We start from the raw sequence: 21619 nt of genomic DNA, 5'->3' as shown, positions 1-21619 counted from the left end.
GCGTACGCGTGCGGGGTGGGCGCGGCGGGGCCGAGCGGGTGAACCGGTACTCCGGACGGGGCGATGGGGCGTCAGGAAAACCGAGAAGCGCAACTCCGGTGAAATGTCCAGTATCTGGCTATGCGTTCCATTCGAGTTCCCTTGATCGGCGTAGCGGTCGCGGTCGCCACCGCGTCCGGCTCCGTCCTCGCGCTGCCCCTGCCCCTGTCCGCGACGGCCGTCGCCGCGCCCGCGCCGGGCTCCGGTACGCCCGGCTCCGGTACGCCGGAACCCGGTGCTTCGGATGACGTGCCGGTCCCCGGCTCCACCCGTTCCCTGCCCCTCGTGCCGCTCGCCGGCCACGAGCGCAGCGCGGCTCCCGGCGCCCGCGCCGCCCAGGGCCTGCCGCGCCGGGACGTCGAACCGTTCTCGATGGTCGGCGTCGTCTGGGAGGAACCCCGCGCCGAACTGCACGGCACGGTCCAGGTGCGCACCCGGTCCGCCGCGACCGGCGCCTGGTCCCCCTGGCAGGACCTGGAGGTCCACCAGCACGACCACGCCGCCGACCCCGGTACGGCCGAGGCCGGTTCGGACGCGGTGCGCGGCGGGACCGCGCCGCTGTGGGTGGGCCCGTCGGACGGCGTCGAGGTGCGCGTACGGCCCGAGGCGCCCGACGAGCGCGGGGCGGCGCCGGCCCTGCCGCGCGGGCTGCGCGTCGAACTGGTCGACCCGGGCGACGTACCGGCCGCGAAGCCGGGACCGGGCGCGGCCGCGGGCAAGGCCTCCGGCACGGGTACGGCCTCCGGCACGGGTACGGCCTCCGGCACGGCGCGGGACGCGGGGGCGGGCGCCGAGCGGCCGGGCGCGGCGCCCGCGGACGACGCCCCGCACGACGACGGCGAGGCGGACGGGCCCGCCGACGACGGCACGGACACCCCCCAGCACCCGACGGCCGATGACCCGACGGCCGATGACCCGACGGCCGAGGACCCGACGGTCGAGGACCCGGCGGCCGAGACGCCCACCGACCCGACCGCGGCCGACCCCACGGCCCCCGACCCCGGCGCGGACCCGCCCGCCGGAACCGGCACGGACACGGACACGGACACCGGCACGGACACCGGCACCGACCCGGCGGCCGACACCGCCGACCCGGCCGACGACACCACCGGATCCGACACCGACGAGAGCCCCGCCGGACCCGCGGACGCGGGCCAGGGCGCCCCCGCCGCCGCGCTGACCGCGGAGGAGTCCGCCGCTTCGGCCGTCAACGCCGACCTGGCCTCCATCGGCGCCACCGAGATCCCGGCCCTCACCAAGGCCCAGACGGAAGAGGCCCTCGCCGACACGCTCGCCGACGCCGGCGCCGACTCGGCAGCCGGCTCCGAGGCGACCACGGCCGCCGCCAAGCCGTACATCGGCCCGCGCCCGCGCATCGTCACCCGCAAGGGCTGGGGCGCCGACGAGAAGCTGCGCGAGGCGAACTTCCTGTACACGAAGTCCGTCCAGGCGGCGTTCGTCCACCACAGCGCGACCGGCAACAACTACACGTGCGCCCAGGCGCCCTCCGTCCTGCGCGGCATCTACCGCTACCACGTGCAGAGCATGGGCTGGCGCGACCTCGGCTACAACTTCGCCATCGACAAGTGCGGGAACATCTACGAGGGCCGCGCGGGCGGTGTCGCCAAACCGGTCCAGGGCGCCCACACCCTCGGGTTCAACGCCAACACCACGGGCATCGCCGTGCTCGGCTCGTTCGCCTCCACCACCCCGCCCGCCAAGGCCGTCACCGCCGTGGCGAAGCTGACGGCGTGGAAGCTCGGCCTCCACGGCAAGAACCCGCGCGGCAAGAGCACCCTGACCTCCGGCGGCGGGAACCGGTACAAGAAGGGCACGAAGGTCCAGCTCAACACGATCTCCGGGCACCGCGACGGCTACTCGACCGCCTGCCCCGGAACGAAGTTGTACGGAAAGCTCGGAACCATCCGGTCGGCCGCGGCCGACTACCAGGGGAGGCCCTGACCGAAACGCCGTGTCGAACCGTCTGTCCAGGTCTGCCTAGGATCTGCCTACACTGCCTGGTCGTGCCGATCATATGAGCGGTCTCCGGCCGTGTTCAGAACGCCGGATCGGCCACCACCCCGACGACCGGCCCAGCAGGAAGCAGAGACGACAGGTGACAGAAGCGATCCTCCTGGTCGGCGGCAAGGGCACCAGGCTGCGACCGATGACGGTGAACACCCCGAAGCCGATGGTCCCCGCGGCGGGCGTGCCGTTCCTCACGCACCAGCTCGCCCGGGCCCGGGCGGCGGGCGTCGAGCACATCGTGCTGGCGACGTCGTACCTGGCGGAGGTGTTCGAGCCGTACTTCGGCGATGGATCGTCTCTCGGGCTCCACCTGGAGTACGTCACCGAGGTGGAGCCGCTGGGCACCGGCGGCGCGATACGCAACGTCGCCTCGCGGCTCACCTCGGGACCGGACGATCCGGTCCTCATCTTCAACGGGGACATCCTCACCGGCCTCGACATCCGCGCCCTGGTCGACACCCACGAGACCTCGGGCGCCGACGTCTCGCTGCATCTCACCCGCGTCGAGGACCCGCGCGCGTTCGGGCTCGTCCCCACCGACCCCACGGGGCGCGTCACGGCCTTCCTGGAGAAGCCGCAGACCCCCGAGGAGATCGTCACCGACCAGATCAACGCCGGCGCGTACGTCTTCCGCCGGTCCGTCATCGACACGATCCCGGCCGGCCGCCCCGTCTCCGTCGAACGCGAGACGTTCCCCGGCCTCCTCGCCGACGGCGCCCACCTCCAGGGCATGGTCGACTCCACGTACTGGCTCGACCTCGGCACCCCGCAGGCCTTCGTACGCGGCTCCGCCGACCTCGTGCTCGGCCGCGCCCCGTCCCCGGCCGTGCCCGGCCGCTGCGGCGACCGCCTCGTCGTGGACGGCGCGAGCGTCGCCCCGGACGCCAAGCTCAGCGGCGGTACGGTCATCGGCGCGGGCGCCACGGTCGGCGAGGGCGCCCGGATCGACGGCAGCGCCGTCATGGCGGGCGCGATCGTGGAGCCCGGAGCGGTGGTGACCGACTCGCTGGTCGGCGAGGGCGCCAGGATCGGCGCCAGGACCGTGCTGCACGGCGCGGTCATCGGCGACGGCGCGCACGTGGGCGCGGACAACGAACTGCGCGACGGCGTACGCGTCTGGTGCGGCGCGCACCTCCCGGACGCGTCGGTCCGCTTCTCCTCCGACCAGTAGCCCGCCCCCGCCGGCCCCGTCCGTGACGGGACCGGCCCACCCTTGGAGCGCCGCTCCCGGTGCCTCCGGGCCGGCCCGCCTGTGGGGCGCCGCACCCGGAGTCGTTGCAGCGCGGTGCCTCCGGGGCCGGGGCCGCCGCCCGAGGGACCGCCGCCCCCGGAGCCTCCGGGGCCACAGGGCCGCCGACCGGGCGCCGGCCGGGGCGACCCGCCCCGCCGGTCGCGGGGCTACCCTGTCCGGGACCCCCCGAACGTCCCGCACGCCCCTGGAGCCCCGTGGCCGGCCGCTACGCCCCACGCCCCCGGCGCACCCCCGCGCCCGGCGGCGGCCCCGGCGTACCCGCGCCGCCCCTCCGGGCGGTGGCCGCGACCGCGCCCGCGCCCGTCCGCAGCGGCGGCCCCGCAGCCCCGTCCCGGCGGCGCACCTGGGTCCCGCCGTGGCCGCTGGACCTGGGGCTCACCCTGAGCCCGCTGCGGCGCGGCCCCGGCGACCCCACGTTCCGCGCCACGCCGGACGGGGCGTTCTGGCGTACCTGCCGCACCCACGAGGGCCCCGGCACCCTGCGGATCACCGCGCGGGGCGGCGCCGTCGAGGCCGAGGCGTGGGGGAGCGGCGCCGACTGGCTCCTCGACCGTCTCCCGGTGCTGCTGGGCGAGGGGGACGACCCGGACGCGTTCACGCCGCGCCACCGGTTCCTCGCCGTGACCCGGCAGCGCCGCCCCGGCCTGCGCCTGGTGCGCACCGGACTGGTGCTGGAGTCGCTGATCCCGTCGATCCTGGAGCAGAAGGTCACGACGGACGAGGCGTACCGGGCGTGGCGGCTGCTCGTACGGCGGTACGGCGAACCGGCGCCGGGCGCCCCGGCCGAGCTGCGCCTCTCGGTGGTGCCCGAGCCCCGCACCTGGGCGCTCGTCCCGTCCTGGGAGTGGCACCGGGCGGGCGTCGACGCCAAGCGGTCCGCGACGGTGCTGCGCGCCGTGCGGGTCGCGCGCCGGCTGGAGGAGGCGGCGGGGATGGCGCCCGAGGACGCCCGGCGCAGGCTGGAGCTGGTCCCCGGCATCGGCCCGTGGACCTCCGCGGAGACGGTGCAGCGCAGCAACGGCGCGCCCGACGCGGTGACGACCGGCGACTACCACCTGCCGGGCATCGTCGGCCACGCCCTGGCCGGTGACCGGGACGCGGACGACGACCGGATGCTGGAGCTGCTGGAGCCGTACGCGGGCCAGCGCCACCGGGCCGCCCGCCTGATCCTGCTCAGCGGCCGCATCCCGCCCCGCCGCGCCCCGCGCATGACCCCCGGCGACATCGCCGCGCTCTGAGCCGGGCCCGGTTCCGGACGATCCCCCGCACCCGGCACCGGGCACCCGGCACCGGGCCCCGCGCCCGCCTCACCGCACGGTGAGGAAGTCCTCCGGGTCCCGCTCGCGCCGCGGCTTCGGCGGCCCGGCGGGGCGTCCGACGGCGACCGCGCCCATCGGGTCCCAGTCGGCCGGCAGTTCCAGCACCTCACGGACCACGTCCCGGCAGAACATCGTGGACGACACCCACGCGGAGCCGAGCCGCTCGCCCGCGAGCGCGACCAGGAAGTTCTGCACCGCGGCGCCCGCCGAGACGACGAACATCTCCCGCTCCGCGGTGTCCCGGCGCGCGTCCCCGTAGTGGTGGGCGCCGTCCGTGACGAGGCACGGCACCACGAGGTACGGGGCGTTCCGCAGGACGTCGCCGCGCCGGACGCGCCGGGCGACGGCCTCCTCGTCGTGGCCGTCCCGCCGCAGGTCCGCGATCCACGCCTCGCGCATGGCGTCCAGCAGCCGGGTCCGCGCCTCGGCGCTCTCCAGCAGCACGAACCGCCACGGCGTCGTGTGGTGCGGCGCCGGGGCCGTCACCGCCGCCGCCACCGCGCGCCGTACGGCACCGGGGTCCACGGGGGCGTCGGTGAACGCCCGCACGGTGCGGCGCAGCGTGACCGCCTCCCGGATGGCCTCGGACGTGCCGAGCCGGAACATGTCGCCGTCCGCGCCGCGCACCAGCGCCCGGGCGCCCGGACCGTCCTCGCCGCCGCCGGCCACCAGGTGCGGCAGGCCGCGCACCACGGCGACGGGCCGCCCGGCGGCCTTGCCCTTCACCAGGTCCCCGGCGGCGGCCAGCTCGTCGGCGCTGGCCACGATGGTCGCGACCAGCGGATTGCCGTACGCGTCGGTGCCGCCCCGCAGGTCGTCCAGGACGCGCACCCCGGCCGCGCCGATCGCGACATCCGTCAGTCCGCTCCGCCAGGGCCGGCCGAACGTGTCGGTGACGATCACGCCGACGTTCACGCCGAGCAGGTCGCGCAGACCGGCGCGGATGGAGCGGGCGGACGCGTCCGGGTCCTCGGGCAGGAGGAGCACCGTCCCGGCCGGGGTGTTGGACGCGTCGACCCCGGCGGCGGCCATCACCAGCCCGTTGCGGTTCTCCACGATCCGCAGCGTCCCGCGCCGGGCGACGACGCGGACGGTCTCCGCGTCGATGGCGGCCTGCCGGTCGTCGGCGGCGACGATCCGCCCCTCCGCCTTGGAGACGATCTTGGAGGTGACGATGACCACGTCGCCGTCGGCCAGGTCCGGCTCGGCGGTGGCGATGAGTGCGGCCAGGTCGTCGCCCTTGGCGACCTCCGGCATCCCGTCCGGCGCCCACACCTGGTAGGCGGGCGTCATCCCCGTACCTCCTCGGCGAGGGCCAGCGCCTCGCGGGCCATCGCCGCCGCCGCGTCGACGTCCGTCATCAGCAGCGGCACGGCCCGGCAGCGGATGCCCGCCGCCTCCACCTCGGCCACCGCGTCCGCGTCGACCGTGTCGACGAGCCAGCCGTCGAGCAGCCCGGAGCCGTAGTGCCGGGCGACCGCGGCGGCCGTGGCCTGGACGCCGACGGCGGCGAGGACCTTGTCGGCCATGCCGCGCACCGGCGCGTTCCCCACGATGGGGGAGAGGCCCACGACGGGCACCCCGGCCTCCGCGATGGCCTCGCGGATGCCCGGCACGGCGAGGATCGTGCCGATGCTCACCACCGGGTTGGACGGCGGGAACAGCACGACGTCCGCCTCGGCGATGGCCTCCAGCACCCCGGGCGCGGGCTTGGCCTGCTCGGCGCCGACCGGCACCACCGCCTGCGCGTCCACGGAGGCGCGCAGCTTCACCCAGTACTCCTGGAAGTGCACGGCCCGCCGCTCGCCGTCGATCTCGACCGCGACATGGGTCTCGACCCGGTCGTCGGACATCGGCAGCAGCCGCACGCCCGGCTGCCACCGGTCGCACAGTGCCTCCGTGACGGCGCTGAGCGGATACCCGGCGCCGATCATCTGCGTGCGGACGATGTGCGTGGCGAAGTCCCGGTCGCCGAGACCGAACCACTCCGGCCCCACGCCGTACGCCGCGAGCTCGCTCTTGACGGTGAAGGTCTCGTCGGCCCGGCCCCAGCCCTGCTCCTCGTCGATGCCACCGCCGAGGGTGTACATCACCGTGTCCAGGTCGGGGCAGACCTTCAGCCCGAAGAGATGGATGTCGTCACCTGTGTTGCCGATGACCGTGATGTCCGCGTCGGGCGCGGCCCGCTTGAGGCCGCGCAGGAAACGGGCACCACCGATGCCACCGGCCAGAACCACCATGCGCATGCGGGCAGTCTGTCAGGCGCGGACGGCACTCCGGGCGCTCGGGGCGAATCTGTGGACAACCTTCGCGGACCCGTGCATCGGCATGTCCGTGAGGCCGGGGAAGTACAGGTGCAGGCTGACGGCGGGTTCGAGCGAGTCGTTGACCAGTTCGTGGACCCGGCCCGGCGTGACGACCCGGCCCGACACGGCGCCCGACGCGTTCCGCGCGCCCCCGGTGAGCGTCCGCACGCCCTGTTCCGTACGCTCCGTCAGCTCGCCCTCCAGGACGGTGAAGTACCCGGTGGAGCCGCCGTGGTCGTGGGCGCCTGTGCCCTGGCCGGGCAGCCAGGACAGCAGCCACACCTCGTAGCCGGGCCCGGTGCGCAGCCGGTGGTACCAGCGGGTCGTGGCGTCGTACGAGACGAGCGGCGCCCACAGGGCGCGGTCGGCGGCGATGGACCGGGCGAGCCCGGCGAACTCCGCGACGGTGGTGGGGTGTTCCTTGGCGGGCTGGAGCAGGTGCTGGACGGCGAGGATGTCGCCGGCGATCTGCAGGTCGCTGTCGCTGTTCATGGGGTGCTGGATGTCCTCGGCGGAGCTGTTCGGCGGAAGGCTGTGCGGGGGGTGCGGGCGGGTGCCGCGGGGCGGGTACGGCAGACGGTACGGGCCCGGGAGGCGTGCGGGCCGCAAGGCCGGCCGGCGTCCGGGAACCGGGTGCGGCGGGAGCCCACTGCGGAGCGGCTGGAGCGCTACGGCGTCAACAGCTGCGCGAACAGCAACAGCGCGCGTGGACAGCGCGGCGGAACCCACGGGCAACGTGGGTCGCGTAGGGCGCTGTGGTCGCTGGCATGCCACCAACGGTGGACCGGCCGGATTCGTTCTGTCAACCCGGTGACCGGTTCGGCGGCGGTGATTCACCTCATCCGGTCAGGTCGACGGAAGAAAGGTTTGTGCTCGCCCGGTGCGGGAGACATGGCGCAGGAACCACCCGCGCAAACCCTGTCAGGGGCTTGTGATCGGACTGTGATCCGGGTCGCTTCCCCGGCCCGTTCGCAACAAGATCGCGGCCCCGGTCGTCCTCCCTGGTGGAGACGGTCGGCGACGGGAGCGCGGGACGGGCGGCAGGGTGTGTCTCATTTTTGCCGATTTGAACACTTTCTGCACCGCCTTGGTTCCGCAGAGTGAATACCGGGCCCAATAGCAGATCCCAGCTTGACTGCCCCGGAGCTACACACTTGTAATTTCACTCGTGTCGTTCGGCCGGAAATGGGAAACGGTGCGGCATCACGGGGACGTATAAGACAGACGAGGGGCGCAGATGACCGAGTTGTTCCAGGAACTGCTGGTCGAGGACGCGGACGAGGAACTCGGCTGGCAGGAGCGCGCGTTGTGCGCCCAGACCGATCCCGAGTCCTTCTTCCCCGAGAAGGGCGGTTCCACCCGCGAGGCCAAGAAGGTCTGCCTCGCCTGTGAAGTCCGTTCCGAATGCCTCGAATACGCGCTCGCGAATGACGAGAGATTCGGAATCTGGGGCGGCCTGTCCGAGCGCGAGCGCCGCCGCCTGAAGAAGGCCGCCGTCTGAGCGCTCCCCGCGGCCGCCCGCGCGCGGCCGGCGGGCACCGCCGCGGCGGCCGCCGCCCGAGCGCGCACACCAACCGTACGTACCCACCCAACGGTCCGCCGCCTGTGCTCTGTCCACAGGCGGCGGACCGCTGTCGTGCCAGCCATTAGTGTGGAGCCCCGTCAACGACGCTCCGACGCCCCGCGACGCGGGCGACCCCCTGGCCGGAGGGCCCGTACCTCGATGTCCGCCACCACAGCCGCGTTTTCCGCCGCATCCGAGCCGCAGCAGCCCGAGTTCCCGCGGCATGTCGTCACCGCCGTGCTCGTCTCCCACGACGGAGCCCGCTGGCTGCCGGACGCCCTCGCCGGACTCCTCGGCCAGGAACGCCCCCCGCAGTACGTCATCGCCGCCGACACCGGCAGCGCCGACGCGTCGGCGCAGCTCGTCGGCGACGCCATCGGCGACGAGCGGGTACTGCACCTCGCCCGCCGCACCGGCTTCGGCGCCGCCGTCGAGGAGGCCGTCCGCACCGCGCCCGTCCTCGGCCCCGACGACCTGCCCTATCTGAAGCGGCCCAGCGGCTGGGACCCCGTCGGCAGGACCTGGCGCGACGACGCCTACGACCTGCCCGACCTGCCGCACGGCGAGCCGGTCCAGTGGCTGTGGCTCCTCCACGACGACTGCGCGCCCGCCCCCGACGCCCTCGCCGAACTGCTGCGCGTCGCCGACTCCGACGAGTACGCCGCGATCATCGGCCCCAAGCTCCTCGGCTGGTACGACCGCAAGCAGCTCCTCGAAGTCGGCGTCACCATCGCCAACAGCGGACGCCGCTGGACCGGCCTCGACCGCCGCGAACAGGACCAGGGGCAGCACGACCAGATCCGCCCCGTCCTGTCCGTCTCCACCGCCGGCATGCTCGTCCGCCGCGACGTCTTCGAGGAGCTCGGCGGCTTCGACCGCCGCCTGCCCCTCATGCGCGACGACGTCGACCTGTGCTGGCGCGCCCACGCCGCCGGCCACCGCGTCCTCGTCGCCCCCGACGCCGTCCTGCGCCACGCCGAGGCCGCCTCCCGCGAACGCCGCACCGTCGACTGCGCCGGCCGCTCCGTCGCCAACCCGCACCGCGTCGACAAGGCCGGCGCCGTCTACACCCTCCTCGCCAACGCGCGCGGGGCCGCCCTCCCGTACGTCCTGCTCCGCCTCGTCGTCGGCACCCTCCTGCGGACCCTCGCCTACCTCGTCGGCAAGGCCCCCGTCCAGGCCGTCGACGAGGTCATGGGCCTGTGCTCGGTCCTGCTGCGGCCCGAACGCGTCCTCGCCGCCCGCCGCCGACGCTCCGCCCGCGCCGTCGACGCCGCAGAACTGCGCCCCCTGTTCCCGCCGCCCGGGGCCACCGTCCGCGCCACGGTCGAACAGGTCGCGTCCAACTTCGCCGGCACCGACGCCGACGCCGGCGGCTCCCGGCACGGCGCCGTCGAGTCGGGCCCCGGCGGCGACGACGCCGACTACCTGGAGATCGAGCAGTTCGCCCGGCTCAAGAAGATCGCCCGCAAGCCGGGCCCCGTCCTCTTCGCCCTGCTGCTCCTGGTCTCCGTGATCGCCTGCCGCGGCCTGTTCTTCGGCGGCGGCTCCCTCGCAGGCGGCGCCCTCCTGCCCGTCCCCGACGACGTCGGCGGCCTGTGGAGCCGGTACGCCGACGCCTGGCACCCGCTGGGCACCGGCGGCACCCAGAGCGCCCCGCCCTACCTCGCCCTCCTCGCCGGACTATCCGGCCTGTTCCTCGGCTCCACCGGCTTCGCGCTCACACTGCTGCTCGTCTGCTCCGTACCGCTCGCCGGCTTCACCGCCTACTTCGCCTCCCGCTCCCTCGTGGAATCCCGGCTGCTGCGCGCCTGGGCCGCCATCGCGTACGCCTTCCTGCCCGCCGCCACCGGCGCCCTCGCCACCGGCCGGCTCGGCACCGCCGTCCTCGCGATCCTGCTGCCGCTGATGGCCCGCGCCGCCGTCGCCGCCTACGGGCTGCGCGGCGGCGGATCCGGCGCGCCGCGCGGCACATGGCGCGCCACCTGGGCGTACACGCTGCTCCTCACCTTCACGATGGCGTTCACGCCCGTCGTCTGGCCGCTCGCCGTCGTCCTCGGCGCAGCCGTCCTCGTCCTGCGCCGCGACGACATCACCGCGTACGCGCTGCGCCTCCTCGCCGTCGCCGGCACCCCGCTGCTCGTCCTCGCCCCCTGGTCGCTGTCCCTGCTGACCGACCCGGCCGCCCTCCTCCGGGAGGCCGGCACCGCGATCCGCACCGGCCCGGCGTCCGCGCTCGACCTGCTCGGCACCAGCCCCGGCGGCCCCCGCACGGTCGGCGGCCTCGTCCTCATCGGCCTGGTCCTCGCGGCCCTCGCCGCCCTGCTGCGCGCCGAGCGCCAGTTCGCCGTCCGCTGCGCCTGGGCCGTCGCCCTCACCGGTTTCGTCCTCGCCGTCCTCACCAACGGCTCCGGCGACGACGCCACCGGCTGGGCCGGACCCGCCACGCTCGTCTACGGCCTCGCCCTGCTGGCCGCCGGCATGCTCGGCGCCGAAGGCGGCCGCACCCGCGTCGCCGCGCAGAGCTTCGGCTGGCGCCAGCCCGTCGCCGCGCTCATCGCGCTCGCCGCCGCCGTCGGCCCGCTGATCTCCGCCGCCAACTGGATGATCGGCGGCGCCGCGGGCCCCCTGGAGCGCCGCGACCCCACGCAGGTGCCCGCGTTCGTCGCCGAGGAGAGCATCACCCGCGACCAGCCCCGCACCCTCGTCCTCGACGGCACGTCACCCGCCAAGGTGTCCTACGCCCTCGTCCGCGGCTCCGGCGCCCGCCTCGGCGACGCCGAGCTGACCGCCACCGGCGGCGGCGACCCCCGCCTCGACAAGGTCGTCGCCCACCTCGTCGCCGGCTCCGGCGCCGACCAGACCGCCGAGCTCAGCGGGTTCGCCATCCGCTACGTCCTGGTACGCGACGGCGCCCCCCGCGAGATGGGCCGCGTCCTCGACGCGACGCCCGGCCTCAGCCGGCTCAGCCAGCGCGACGGCAGCGCCCTGTGGCGCGTCGACCGCCAGGTCGCGCGCGCCGTCATCGTCCCGCCCGCGGGCGCCGCGGGCACCGCCGACGCGGGCGCCGAACCGCTGCCCGTCGGCTCGGGCCCCGTCGAGGCGCACAGCGACATCCCGCCCGGCACGGAAGGCCGCGTCCTGCGCATCGCCGACCGCGCCGACGACGGCTGGCAGGCCACCCTCGACGGCAAGCGGCTGGAGAAGACCACCGTCGACGGCTGGGCGCAGGGCTTCAAGCTCCCCGCCCAGGGCGGCCGCCTCGACCTGACGTACGACGCGCCGCTCACCCACACGGCGTGGATCTGGGCCCAGTGCGCCCTCGCCGTCGTGCTGGTCGTCCTCGCCCTGCCGGGCCGCCGCCGCGACATCGACGACGACCTGCCCGACGAGGCCCTGGCCGCCATCCCGGCCCAGGACGCCACCGGCGACGGCCGCCGCGCCCGCAGGCTCCGCGCCGCGGCCGCCGACACCGACCCGGCCGCCGCGCCCGCCCCCGTACCGGACCCGGCGGCGGCGCACGACGCCGACCCGTACGCCATGCCCGCCCCGCCGCAGTCCCCGCCGCCCGCGCCGCGGGCCGCCGACGACTGGCCCGCGCCCGCCGCCGAGCAGCAGTACGGCGAGGCCCACCAGGAGCCGTACGCCCACCAGCAGTACGGCGACAACGGCTACGGCGGGCAGCAGTACGGCGACCCCTACGCCCAGCCCTACGACGGGGCCGCCTACCAGCAGGCCCCGTACGACCCGGCGGCGTACCCGGCGCAGCAGTACGCCGCCCCGCAGCAGTACCCGTACCAGCAGCAGCGCCCGTACGACCCGTACGACCCCGACAGCGAGCAGCGTCCCGACGGGAGCAGCCACCAGTGAACCGCAGCAGCCTCTCCCTCCTCGCCGCCGCGACCGCCCTGGCGGCCCTCACCGGCCTGGCCGCCGTGACGTCCCCCGACACGGCAGGCACCGCCGCGGTGGCCGGCGCCGCGCCCGCCAAGCTGCCCGTCGAACGCAGCAGCCTGCTGTGCCCGGCGCCCAGCACCTCGGAGGTCGCCGAGACGACGTACACGTCCTTCACACCCGCCACGACCGGCGAGGCGGGCAAGCCCGGCGCCGGCGGCCCCGCGGGCAAGGACGCGCTGCCCGACAAGGCGGAACTGAAGCCGTCCGCCGCCACCGAGGACACGGCGGCCCCGGCGAAGGACGACAAGAAGCCCGGCGACGAGGCGAAGGACGACCAGGCGAAGGACGACAAGGCCGAGGAAGGCACGGCGAAGGACGACAAGGCCGCGCCCGCCGCCAAGCCCGCCGCCGACAAGCCGGTCCTCACCGCCACCGCCCCCGGCACCCCCGTCGCCGCCGAGGCCAACGGCGCCGAGGCCCCCGCCCTGATCGGCGTGGCCTCCGGGAAGCTCGCCCCCGGCTGGACCACCCAGCAGACCACCGTCGTCCCCGCCGGCGGCGCCCGCGGCCTCCTCGGCGTGACGTGCACGGCCCCCGACACGGACTTCTGGTTCCCCGGCACCTCCACCGCCGAGAACCGCCGCGACTACGTCCACCTCACCAACCCCGACGACACCGCCGCCGTCGTCGACATCGAGCTCTTCGGCCCCGAGGGCGCCCTGAAGTCGCAGCTCACGGACGGCATCCCGGTCCCCGCCCGGTCCAGCGTGCCCGTCCTGCTGTCCACGCTCACCACCGACCCGGCCACCTCCGACGTCACCGTCCACGTCACCACCCGCAGCGGCCGCGTCGGCGCGGTCGTCCGCTCCGCCGTCGACCAGCTCGGCAGCGACTGGCTGCCCGCCTCCGCCGACCCGGCCCACTCGCTGGTCCTCCCCGGCATCCCCGCCGACGCCACGTCGGTGCAGCTCATGGCGTACGCGCCCGGCGAGGACGACGCCGAACTGAAGATCCAGCTCGCCGGCTCCACGGGCACCATCACCCCGGCCGTCCAGCAGACGATCCGCGTCAAGTCCGGGATGACCGCGTCCGCCGACCTCAAGGGCCTCACCAACGGCGAGGCGGGCGCCCTGCTGCTGACCCCCGCCCAGGCGAGCCGCGCCACCCCGGTCGTCGCCGCGCTGCGCGTGGTCCGCGGCACCGGCGAGAAGCAGGAGGTCGCGTTCATCCCGGCCACCGGCCCTGTGGGGGAGCGGGCGACCGTCGCCGACAACCGCGCCAAGGGGACCACCCTGTCGCTCACCGCCCCCGGCAAGACCGCCGAGGTACGCGTCACCGCCTCGGCCGGCACCGAGGGCGGCACGCCCGCCACGAAGACGTACACCGTCAAGGCGGGCACCACCATGGCGCTCACCCCGCCGGTGCCGGCCGGCGTCAAGGGCTCCTACGCCCTGACCGTCGAGACCCTCTCCGGCGGCCCCGTCCACGCGGCCCGCATGCTGGCCCTCCCGCAGGACGGCATCGCGATGTTCACCCTGCAGACCCTCACCGACGACCGCGCCACCGTGGCCGTCCCCGAAGCCCACCAGGACCTGGCCGTCCTGGACGAGGACTAGGCCCCGAGGACACCACCGCGACCGCGAACGCCCGTACGGACACCCCGTCCGCACGGGCGTTCCGCACATCCGCCGAGCCCCGGCCTCCACCGCACCCGCCGCCGGCCTGGGAGGACGCCCGCCGGACCGGGAGGACGCCCGCCGACCCGGGAGGACGCCCGCCGGACCGGCAGCCCCGCGGCGCTCCTCAGTCCTGCCCGTACCGCGGATCGACCGACTCCGGCGCGAGCCCCAGCAGCTCGGCGACCTGTTCCACCACGACCTCGTGGACCAGCAGGGCCCGCTCGTCACGGCTCTTCGCCCGCAGCTCCACGGGCCGCCGGTACACCACCACGCGCGCGTGCCCGTCCCGCGTCGCCGGCTCCGAACTGCCGAGCGGCACGGAGTCGTCCCGCGGCGCCGGCACCTCCAGCACCAGGAAGTCGACGTCGGCGAGCTGCGGCCACCGCCGCTCCAGCCGCTCCACGGAGTCCTGCACCAGATCCCGGAAGGTGTCCGCGCGCGACAGGGACAGGGGGACCTGGGGCGGTGCCACGGGACCGCGCATTCCCCGGCCGTGGCGATCACGGCGGCGCGGTCGCGGCTCGGACGGGCGAGGTGCTCCTGGACTGTCCATCACCTGACGCAGCGTAGCTCTCCCGCACCCGCCGCGTTCCCCCGTGCGCCCGCGTTCCGGCACGCCGTCAGATAAACATTCCGGCCACCCGGCGGCGCGATCCGGCGCGTTCATCCGATCAGACGCACAGCGGGATATGACCGGATTCGTGCACCGCCCCGCCCCTCCCGGCGCCCCGCGCACCCCTCCCGCAGCCCCCTCCGCACCCCTCCCGCGCAGGTCGCGAGGGCCCTCCGCGACGCCCCTGTGCCCGACGTCACACCGCGACACGGGCGAGTGACGGGGCGGAGAGTCGTCGCGGCCCGCTCAAGAGTGCGGTACCGTCCAACGTCGTGAGCCCTGTACGTCGCTGTTCGCGCACCGCGTGCGGCCGCCCTGCCGTCGCGACACTGACGTACGTCTATGCCGACTCGACCGCGGTCCTCGGCCCGCTCGCCACCTACGCGGAACCCCACTGCTACGACCTGTGCGCCGAGCACAGCGAGCGCCTCACCGCGCCCCGCGGCTGGGAGGTCGTCCGCCTCTCCGACGCCTCCGGCCCCGCCCGCCCCAGCGGCGACGACCTGGAGGCCCTCGCCAACGCCGTGCGCGAGGCGGCCCGCCCCCAGGAGCGCACGGCCCAGGCCGGCGGCAAGCCCGGCGCCCGCAGCGGCGACCCCGTCGAGGTCGGCCGCCGCGGCCACCTCCGCGTCCTGCGCTCCCCCGACTCCTGACGCCGCGCCCCGCCGGGTACGACGCCGCACCACCCGCACCCCTCACGGGCCCGCGCTGACCGGTCCGGCCCTCCCCGCGACGCTCCGTAGGTCCCTGCGTACGTCCCCGTCACCCCCTGCGGGTAGCTTGTGTACCCCACACAGGCTCGCAGGAGGTTGATCAGTGACTGCTGATCTGTCGCAGATCGTCAAGGCGTACGACGTCCGCGGAGTCGTGCCGGACCAGTGGGACGAGACGCTCGCCGAGCTGTTCGGCGCCGCCTTCGTCCAGGTGACCGGAGCCGACGCGATCGTCGTCGGCCATGACATGCGCCCGTCGTCCCCCGGCCTGTCCGGCGCCTTCGCGCGCGGCGCGGCCGCCCGGGGCGCCGACGTGACCCTCATCGGACTGTGCTCCACCGACCAGCTGTACTTCGCCTCCGGCCACCTCGGCCTGCCCGGCGCCATGTTCACGGCGTCGCACAACCCGGCGCAGTACAACGGCATCAAGATGTGCCGCGCCGGCGCCGCCCCCATCGGCCAGGACACCGGCCTCGCCGACATCCGCGCCCTCGTCGAGTCCTGGCGCGACTCCGGCGCCCCCGCCCCGGCCGCCACGCCCGGCGGGATCACCGAGCAGGACACCCTCGCCGCCTACGCCGAGTACCTGAAGTCCCTCGTCGACCTCACCTCCATCCGCCCCCTGAAGGTCGTCGTGGACGCGGGCAACGGCATGGGCGGCCACACGGTCCCCACCGTCTTCGACGGCCTGCCGCTGACGCTCGTCCCGATGTACTTCGAGCTGGACGGCACCTTCCCCAACCACGAGGCCAACCCGCTCGACCCGGCCAACATCGTCGACCTCCAGCAGCGCGTCCGCGCGGAGGGCGCCGACATCGGCCTCGCCTTCGACGGCGACGCCGACCGCTGCTTCGTCGTGGACGAGCGCGGCGAGCCCGTCTCCCCGTCCGCCATCACCGCCCTGGTCGCCGCCCGCGAGCTGGCCCGGCACCCGGGCGGAACGGTCATCCACAACCTGATCACGTCGCTGTCCGTGCCCGAGGTCGTCCGCGAGAACGGCGGCACGCCCGTCCGCACCCGCGTCGGCCACTCCTTCATCAAGGCCGAGATGGCCCGTACGGGCGCCGTCTTCGGCGGCGAGCACTCCGCGCACTACTACTTCCGCGACTTCTGGAACGCCGACACCGGCATGCTGGCCGCGCTCCACGTCCTCGCCGCGCTCGGCGGCCAGGAGGGCACGCTGTCCGCGCTCGTCGCCGAGTACGACCGCTACGCCGCGTCCGGCGAGATCAACTCCACGGTCGCCGACCAGGCCGCCAGCACCGCCGCCGTACGCGAGGCCTTCGCGTCCCGCGACGGCGTCACCAGCGACGAGATGGACGGCCTCACCATCAGCGGCGACGGCTGGTGGTTCAACCTGCGCCCCTCCAACACCGAGCCGCTGCTGCGCCTCAACGTCGAGGCGAAGGACGAGGCGACGATGGCGAAGGTCCGCGACGAGGTCCTCTCCCTCGTACGAGGCTGACGCCCGGAAGCCGTACGGGCCTGGTGACCGGGGCCGTACGAGGACCGGGAGCCGTACGAGCTGGAGGGCCGGGGCCGTGCGCGGACCCGGGCCGTACGAGCCCGACGGCCGGGGCGTACGAGCTGGATGGTCGGGCCGCCCGGGCCCGGCCGTTCGGCGCCGGGCGGCGGGCTGCGGGCCCTCCGCGTCAAGGCAGCCCAGGCAGCCCACGGGGCTTGACCGCCGGCCACTGCGCTCGGCGTAACCCGCGGGCTCCCAGCGCGCCCGGCCGGCGACCCCCGGCCCCGGGGTCCTGGCCCAGGGCCGGGGCCGAGGAACCCGACGTCCCCCGCCCCCCGGCGGTAGGCTGACGACGCCGGGAACCCCCAGCACACACCGCCACACACCGCACCCGCGAACCGCACCGGACCAGCCGTCCCACCGGACACACCCCGGCCACCGGCCCCGGCCCGAGGCCACACGCCGCAGGCCACGGCCAGCGGCCCGGCCCCAGGCCACGGCCACCGGACAGGCCCCGGCGCCGCGAACGCACCACCCGAAGGGAAACCGCCCATGCCGCTCGAAGCCGGCCTCCTCGACATCCTCGCCTGCCCCGCCTGCCGCGCCCCCCTCAGCGACCGCACGGCCGACGAGACGCCCGAGCTGGTCTGCACGAGCGACGACTGCGGCCTCGCCTACCCGGTACGGGACGGCATCCCGGTCCTCCTCGTCGACGAGGCCCGCCGCCCCGCCTGACCCGCCACCCCACCGCCCCGGCGACACCCCCGCACGGCGATCAGGAGGCCCACCCATGCTCGACGAGTCGTTGCTCGACGCCCCCGAGGCACTGGCCCAGGCAGACCGCCGCGGACTCCTGCGCGGCGCCGCCGAGTCCGGCGCCCGGGTACGCACCGCCGCCCGGCACGCCGCCGAGGCCGGCATCACCGACCTCCAGCCCGAAGGGCGGCCCCGCAGCGTCCTCGTAGCGGGGACCGGCACGGCCGCGACCGGCGCCGCCGACCTGATCGCCGCACTCGCCGGGGCCTCCGCGCCCGTCATCCGACTGCGCCCCACCGGCGTCGCCGCGGCCGGCGGCGCCCTGCGCTGGCCCCTCCCCGGCTGGGCCGGCTCCGTCGACCTGCTGCTCATCCCGACCAACGACGGCTCCGAACCGGGCCTCGCCACCCTCGCCGAGCAGGCGTACCGCCGGGGCGTCACCGTCGTCGCCGTCGCCCCGCGCCGCTCGCCCATCACCGAGGCCGTCGGCACCACCCACGGCCTCGTCGTGCCCATGGCGACCGCACCCCACGAGCTGTACGAGGAGCCGCAGGCCGCCGGCCCCGGCGCGCTGTGGGCGCTGTTCACCCCGCTGCTCGTCCTCCTCGACCGCGTCGGCCTGTTCACCGCCCCGTTCGACACGCTGGAGAAGGTCGCCGACCGCCTCGACCGGACCGCCGAACGCTGCGGCCCCGCCATCGCCACGTACAGCAACCCGGCGAAGACCCTCGCCGCCGAACTGTCCGACGCGCTCCCGCTCATCTGGACCGAGGGCAACGCCGCCGCTCCCGTGGGCCGCCGCTTCGCCGCCGTCCTCGCCGAGCTGGCCGGCCGCCCCGCCCTCGCCGCCGAACTGCCCGAGGCGCTCGACGCCCACGCCGGCCTCCTCGCCGGCGACTTCGCGGGCGGCGCCGACCCCGAGGACTTCTTCCGCGACCGCGTCGAGGACCCGCAGGCCCTGCACGCCCGCGTCGTGCTCCTCCGCGACCGGCCCGCCGACGCGGGCGGCCTCACCGCGGCCCCCGCCGCCCGCGAGCTCGCCCTCGGCCACGACACCCCGATCAGCGAGCTGGAGCCGGAGGAGGGCAACACCCTCGAAGCCCTCGCCGACCTCCTCGCGATCACCGACTTCGCCGCCTGCTACCTGGCCCTCGCTTCAGGCCGCCGCCTCTGAACCGTGGCCGGGCCCGACGCGGCCCGGCCACCACCGACGACCCCGCCCCCAGCCAACCCACCAGCCACGACCGTCCGCGGCCCCTCCCACCCACGCGACCCCGGCCCTCACCCCGGACCACCGCCCCCGGCCCTCACCCCCGAGCCCGAGCCACTCACCCACCCCGGCCGACCTCCACACCACCGGCCCTCCGGTCACCACCCCACCCGAGCGACACCCCAGCCCAGGCCACCCGCCCCACCCCAGCCCCACCGGCCCCAACCGCCGCGCACGTCACACCGCACCACCGACCGACGCGCCACGGCCCGCGGGCCCACCACCAGCGCACGGAAAGCAACCGCCCATGGACCGCCTCTCCACCACCGTCCGCCCCTACGCCTGGGGCTCCACGACGGCCATCCCGGAACTGCTCGGCACCGCCCCCACCGGCGAGCCCCAGGCCGAGATGTGGATGGGCGCCCACCCCGGCGCACCCTCCCGCGTCACCCGCCCCACCCCCGACGGCCCCCGCGAAGTGCCCCTCAACGAGGTCATCGCCGCCGACCCCGACCGGGAACTCGGGCCCGCCACCGTCGCCAGGTTCGGCCCCCGCCTGCCCTTCCTGCTCAAGGTCCTCGCCGCCGGCACGCCCCTCTCCCTCCAGGTCCACCCCGACCGGGAGCAGGCCGCCGCCGGCCACGCCGCCGAGGAACGCGCGGGCATCCCCCTCGACGCCCCGCACCGCAACTACAAGGACCCGCACCACAAGCCCGAACTGATCTGCGCCCTCACCCCCTTCGAAGGCTTCTGCGGCTTCCGCGCCCCCGCCGAGACCGCCGGCCTCCTCGCCGCGCTCGACGTCGACTCCCTCAAGCCGTACGTGGACCTCCTCCACGCCCACCCCGAGGACGCCGCCCTCCGCGAGGTCCTCACCGCCATCCTCACCGCCGACCCCGACGCCATCGCCGACACCGTCGCCGAGACGGCGGCCGCCTGCGCCCGCCTCGGCGGCAGCCACGCCCCGTACGCCACGCTCGCGCACCACTACCCCCGCGACCGCGGCGTGCTCGCCGCGCTCCTCCTCAACCACGTACGGCTCCAGCCCGGCGAGGCCATGTACCTCGGCGCGGGCGTCCCCCACTCCTACCTCCGCGGCCTCGGCGTCGAGATCATGGCCAACTCCGACAACGTCCTGCGCTGCGGCCTCACCCCCAAGCACATCGACGTCCCCGAACTCCTGCGCGTCGTCCGCTTCGAAGCCGGCGACCCCGGCATCCTGCGCCCCGAACCCTCCCCGTCCGGCGAGGAGGTCTACGACACCCCCGTCGACGAGTTCCGCCTCTCCCGGTACGTCCGCCCCGAAGGCGCCGCCCCCGCCGACCTCACCGCCCCCACCCCGCAGATCCTCCTGGCCACCGCGGGCACCCCGCGCGTCGGCGACCTCGCCCTCACCCCCGGCCACTCCGTCTTCGTCCCGGCCGGTGAGACCGTCGAACTGTCGGGCAGCGGCACCCTCTTCAGAGCCACAGTGGTGGCCTGACCCGCCTCCGCCACCGGCTCCTGCAACAATGGCCCGCCGAAGAACCGGCCGAACCCACGAATCCACCGGGACCACCGGGGCCAGCGGGACCAGCGAAGGGACAGGACACGCATGAGCGCGTCAGGCGGAACCAAGGCGATCGTGGCGGCACTCGCCGCCAATCTCGCGATCGCCGTGAGCAAATTCGTGGCGTTCGTCTTCAGCGGCTCCTCATCGATGCTCGCCGAATCGGTGCACTCCCTCGCCGACTCCGGCAACCAGGGACTCCTCCTCCTCGGCGGCAAGAAGGCCCAGCGCGAGGCCACCCCCCAGCACCCCTTCGGCTACGGCCGCGAGCGGTACATCTACGCCTTCCTCGTCTCGATCGTCCTCTTCTCCGTCGGCGGCATGTTCGCCCTGTACGAGGGCTACGAGAAGATCAAGCACCCCCACGAGATCGAGGCGTGGTACTGGCCCGTCGGCGTCCTCGTCTTCGCGATCATCGCCGAGACGTTCTCCTTCCGCACCGCCATCAAGGAGTCCAACGAGGTCCGCGGCAAGAGCTCCTGGAAGGAGTTCGTCCGCACCGCCAAGGCCCCCGAGCTCCCCGTCGTCCTCCTGGAGGACCTCGGCGCCCTCGTCGGCCTGATCCTCGCCCTCCTCGGCGTCAGCCTCGCCCTCGTCACCGGCAACGGCGTCTGGGACGGCATCGGCACCCTCTGCATCGGCGTCCTGCTGATCCTCATCGCCATCGTCCTCGCCGCCGAGACCAAGTCGCTCCTCCTCGGCGAGTCCGCCGGCCTCACCGAGGTCCGCAAGATCGAGGAAGCCCTCGTCGACGGCACCACCGTCACCGGCGTCATCCACATGCGCACCCTCCACCTCGGCCCCGAGGAACTCCTCGTCGCCGCCAAGATCGCCGTCCAGCACGACGAGACTGCCGCGCAGGTCGCCGCCGCCATCGACGCCGCCGAGGACCGCATCCGCGCCGCGGTACCCATCGCCCGGGTCATCTACCTGGAGCCGGACATCCTCCGCACCACCGTCTGACCCCTCTCACACCACCCCGCCGGCGCGCCCGGCACATGAAGGCCCCGGCCCCCGCGCCGGGGCCTTCCCCGTCCCGCCTCCCCGCCCCCGGCGACCGGAACCCGCCCGTCGGACTTGAAGCCCGCGCACCCGATCGGTGTAGATTCGAATACCGAGCCAGACGTCGCTGCTGATGGCGGTCGGGCGGTCCGACGGACCGGCCGAGGGAGAGAGGGCCTCCGACGACTGCACCGCGCGTGCCCGGGCATCCTTGTGTCCGCCGGCGC

General features: G+C 75.3%; 16 protein-coding genes. 12 read left to right on the top strand and 4 right to left on the bottom strand.

The features are described 5' to 3' along the window. The first annotated feature begins 120 nt into the window (after positions 1 to 120). The 3 genes from ACSUPT_RS10860 to ACSUPT_RS10850 all read left to right on the top strand — a co-directional run bounded on the left by ACSUPT_RS10860 (position 121) and on the right by ACSUPT_RS10850 (position 4557). The gene (locus ACSUPT_RS10860; protein ID WP_436944141.1) at positions 121 to 2001 is read left to right on the top strand and encodes an N-acetylmuramoyl-L-alanine amidase; all 1881 of its coding nucleotides are present in this window, start codon (positions 121 to 123) and stop codon (positions 1999 to 2001) included. Positions 2002 to 2155: 154 nt separating this feature from the next. Next, positions 2156 to 3238: an NDP-sugar synthase gene (locus ACSUPT_RS10855; protein WP_351965370.1), complete on the top strand. Its 1083-nt coding sequence runs from the start codon at positions 2156 to 2158 to the stop codon at positions 3236 to 3238. 275 nt (positions 3239 to 3513) lie between these two features. Beyond that, positions 3514 to 4557 carry a DNA-3-methyladenine glycosylase family protein gene (locus ACSUPT_RS10850; protein ID WP_436944140.1) on the top strand — a complete coding sequence of 348 codons (1044 nt, stop codon included), beginning with the start codon at positions 3514 to 3516 and terminating at the stop codon, positions 4555 to 4557. 69 nt (positions 4558 to 4626) lie between these two features. On the opposite strand, the gene ACSUPT_RS10845 is transcribed toward ACSUPT_RS10850, so the two are convergent. From ACSUPT_RS10845 to ACSUPT_RS10835, 3 genes are read right to left on the bottom strand one after another with little or no spacing between them, the layout of a single operon-like run. Then, positions 4627 to 5931: a coenzyme F420-0:L-glutamate ligase gene (locus ACSUPT_RS10845; protein ID WP_351965372.1), complete on the bottom strand. Its 1305-nt coding sequence runs from the start codon at positions 5929 to 5931 to the stop codon at positions 4627 to 4629. After that, positions 5928 to 6884 (bottom strand): 2-phospho-L-lactate transferase, encoded by a 957-nt coding sequence (gene cofD, locus ACSUPT_RS10840; protein WP_351965373.1) that lies wholly within the window; start codon positions 6882 to 6884, stop codon positions 5928 to 5930. Before cofD ends, ACSUPT_RS10845 begins: the two co-directional genes overlap by 4 nt. Before the next feature lie 12 nt (positions 6885 to 6896). Next, the gene (locus ACSUPT_RS10835; RefSeq protein ID WP_399219026.1) at positions 6897 to 7436 is read right to left on the bottom strand and encodes a cysteine dioxygenase; all 540 of its coding nucleotides are present in this window, start codon (positions 7434 to 7436) and stop codon (positions 6897 to 6899) included. A 745-nt stretch (positions 7437 to 8181) separates the two neighbouring features. Here ACSUPT_RS10835 and ACSUPT_RS10830 point away from each other — a divergent pair. From ACSUPT_RS10830 to ACSUPT_RS10820, 3 genes are all read left to right on the top strand, one after another. Beyond that, the gene (locus ACSUPT_RS10830; RefSeq protein WP_023588371.1) at positions 8182 to 8445 is read left to right on the top strand and encodes a WhiB family transcriptional regulator; all 264 of its coding nucleotides are present in this window, start codon (positions 8182 to 8184) and stop codon (positions 8443 to 8445) included. A 222-nt stretch (positions 8446 to 8667) separates the two neighbouring features. Continuing rightward, on the top strand, positions 8668 to 12378 hold the full coding sequence (locus ACSUPT_RS10825; protein ID WP_436944139.1) for a glycosyltransferase: 3711 nt from the start codon (positions 8668 to 8670) through the stop codon (positions 12376 to 12378). After that, entirely contained in the window at positions 12375 to 14021 is a 1647-nt protein-coding gene (locus ACSUPT_RS10820) for a DUF5719 family protein (RefSeq protein ID WP_436944138.1), read from the top strand. The genes ACSUPT_RS10825 and ACSUPT_RS10820 overlap by 4 nt, the downstream gene beginning before the upstream one ends. 187 nt (positions 14022 to 14208) lie before the next feature. Here the strand turns inward: ACSUPT_RS10820 and ACSUPT_RS10815 are convergent, their stop codons facing one another. Next, positions 14209 to 14637: a metallopeptidase family protein gene (locus ACSUPT_RS10815; protein ID WP_351965377.1), complete on the bottom strand. Its 429-nt coding sequence runs from the start codon at positions 14635 to 14637 to the stop codon at positions 14209 to 14211. A 332-nt stretch (positions 14638 to 14969) separates the two neighbouring features. Between ACSUPT_RS10815 and ACSUPT_RS10810 the strand changes: the two genes are divergently transcribed. The 6 genes from ACSUPT_RS10810 (at position 14970) to ACSUPT_RS10785 (ending at position 21353) form a co-directional block, all read left to right on the top strand. Further along, positions 14970 to 15350: a DUF3499 domain-containing protein gene (locus ACSUPT_RS10810; RefSeq protein ID WP_351965378.1), complete on the top strand. Its 381-nt coding sequence runs from the start codon at positions 14970 to 14972 to the stop codon at positions 15348 to 15350. Positions 15351 to 15513: 163 nt separating this feature from the next. Then, positions 15514 to 16875 (top strand): phosphomannomutase/phosphoglucomutase, encoded by a 1362-nt coding sequence (locus tag ACSUPT_RS10805; RefSeq protein ID WP_351965379.1) that lies wholly within the window; start codon positions 15514 to 15516, stop codon positions 16873 to 16875. A 552-nt stretch (positions 16876 to 17427) separates the two neighbouring features. Beyond that, positions 17428 to 17610, top strand: a complete 183-nt coding sequence (locus tag ACSUPT_RS10800; RefSeq protein ID WP_023588377.1) for a Trm112 family protein — start codon at positions 17428 to 17430, stop codon at positions 17608 to 17610. Between the two features lie 55 nt (positions 17611 to 17665). Next, positions 17666 to 18805 carry an SIS domain-containing protein gene (locus ACSUPT_RS10795; RefSeq protein WP_436944137.1) on the top strand — a complete coding sequence of 380 codons (1140 nt, stop codon included), beginning with the start codon at positions 17666 to 17668 and terminating at the stop codon, positions 18803 to 18805. A gap of 343 nt (positions 18806 to 19148) precedes the next feature. Beyond that, a complete protein-coding gene (gene manA, locus ACSUPT_RS10790) occupies positions 19149 to 20324 on the top strand; it encodes a mannose-6-phosphate isomerase, class I (protein WP_436944136.1) in 1176 nt (391 codons plus the stop codon). Between the two features lie 111 nt (positions 20325 to 20435). Further along, positions 20436 to 21353: a cation diffusion facilitator family transporter gene (locus ACSUPT_RS10785; RefSeq protein ID WP_351965382.1), complete on the top strand. Its 918-nt coding sequence runs from the start codon at positions 20436 to 20438 to the stop codon at positions 21351 to 21353. Positions 21354 to 21619 lie beyond the last annotated feature (266 nt).

Origin of the sequence: Streptomyces sp. SudanB25_2051, assembly GCF_964272635.1 — a bacterium.
Lineage (GTDB): Bacteria > Actinomycetota > Actinomycetes > Streptomycetales > Streptomycetaceae > Streptomyces.
This window is presented reverse-complemented; position numbering and strand designations above follow the sequence as displayed.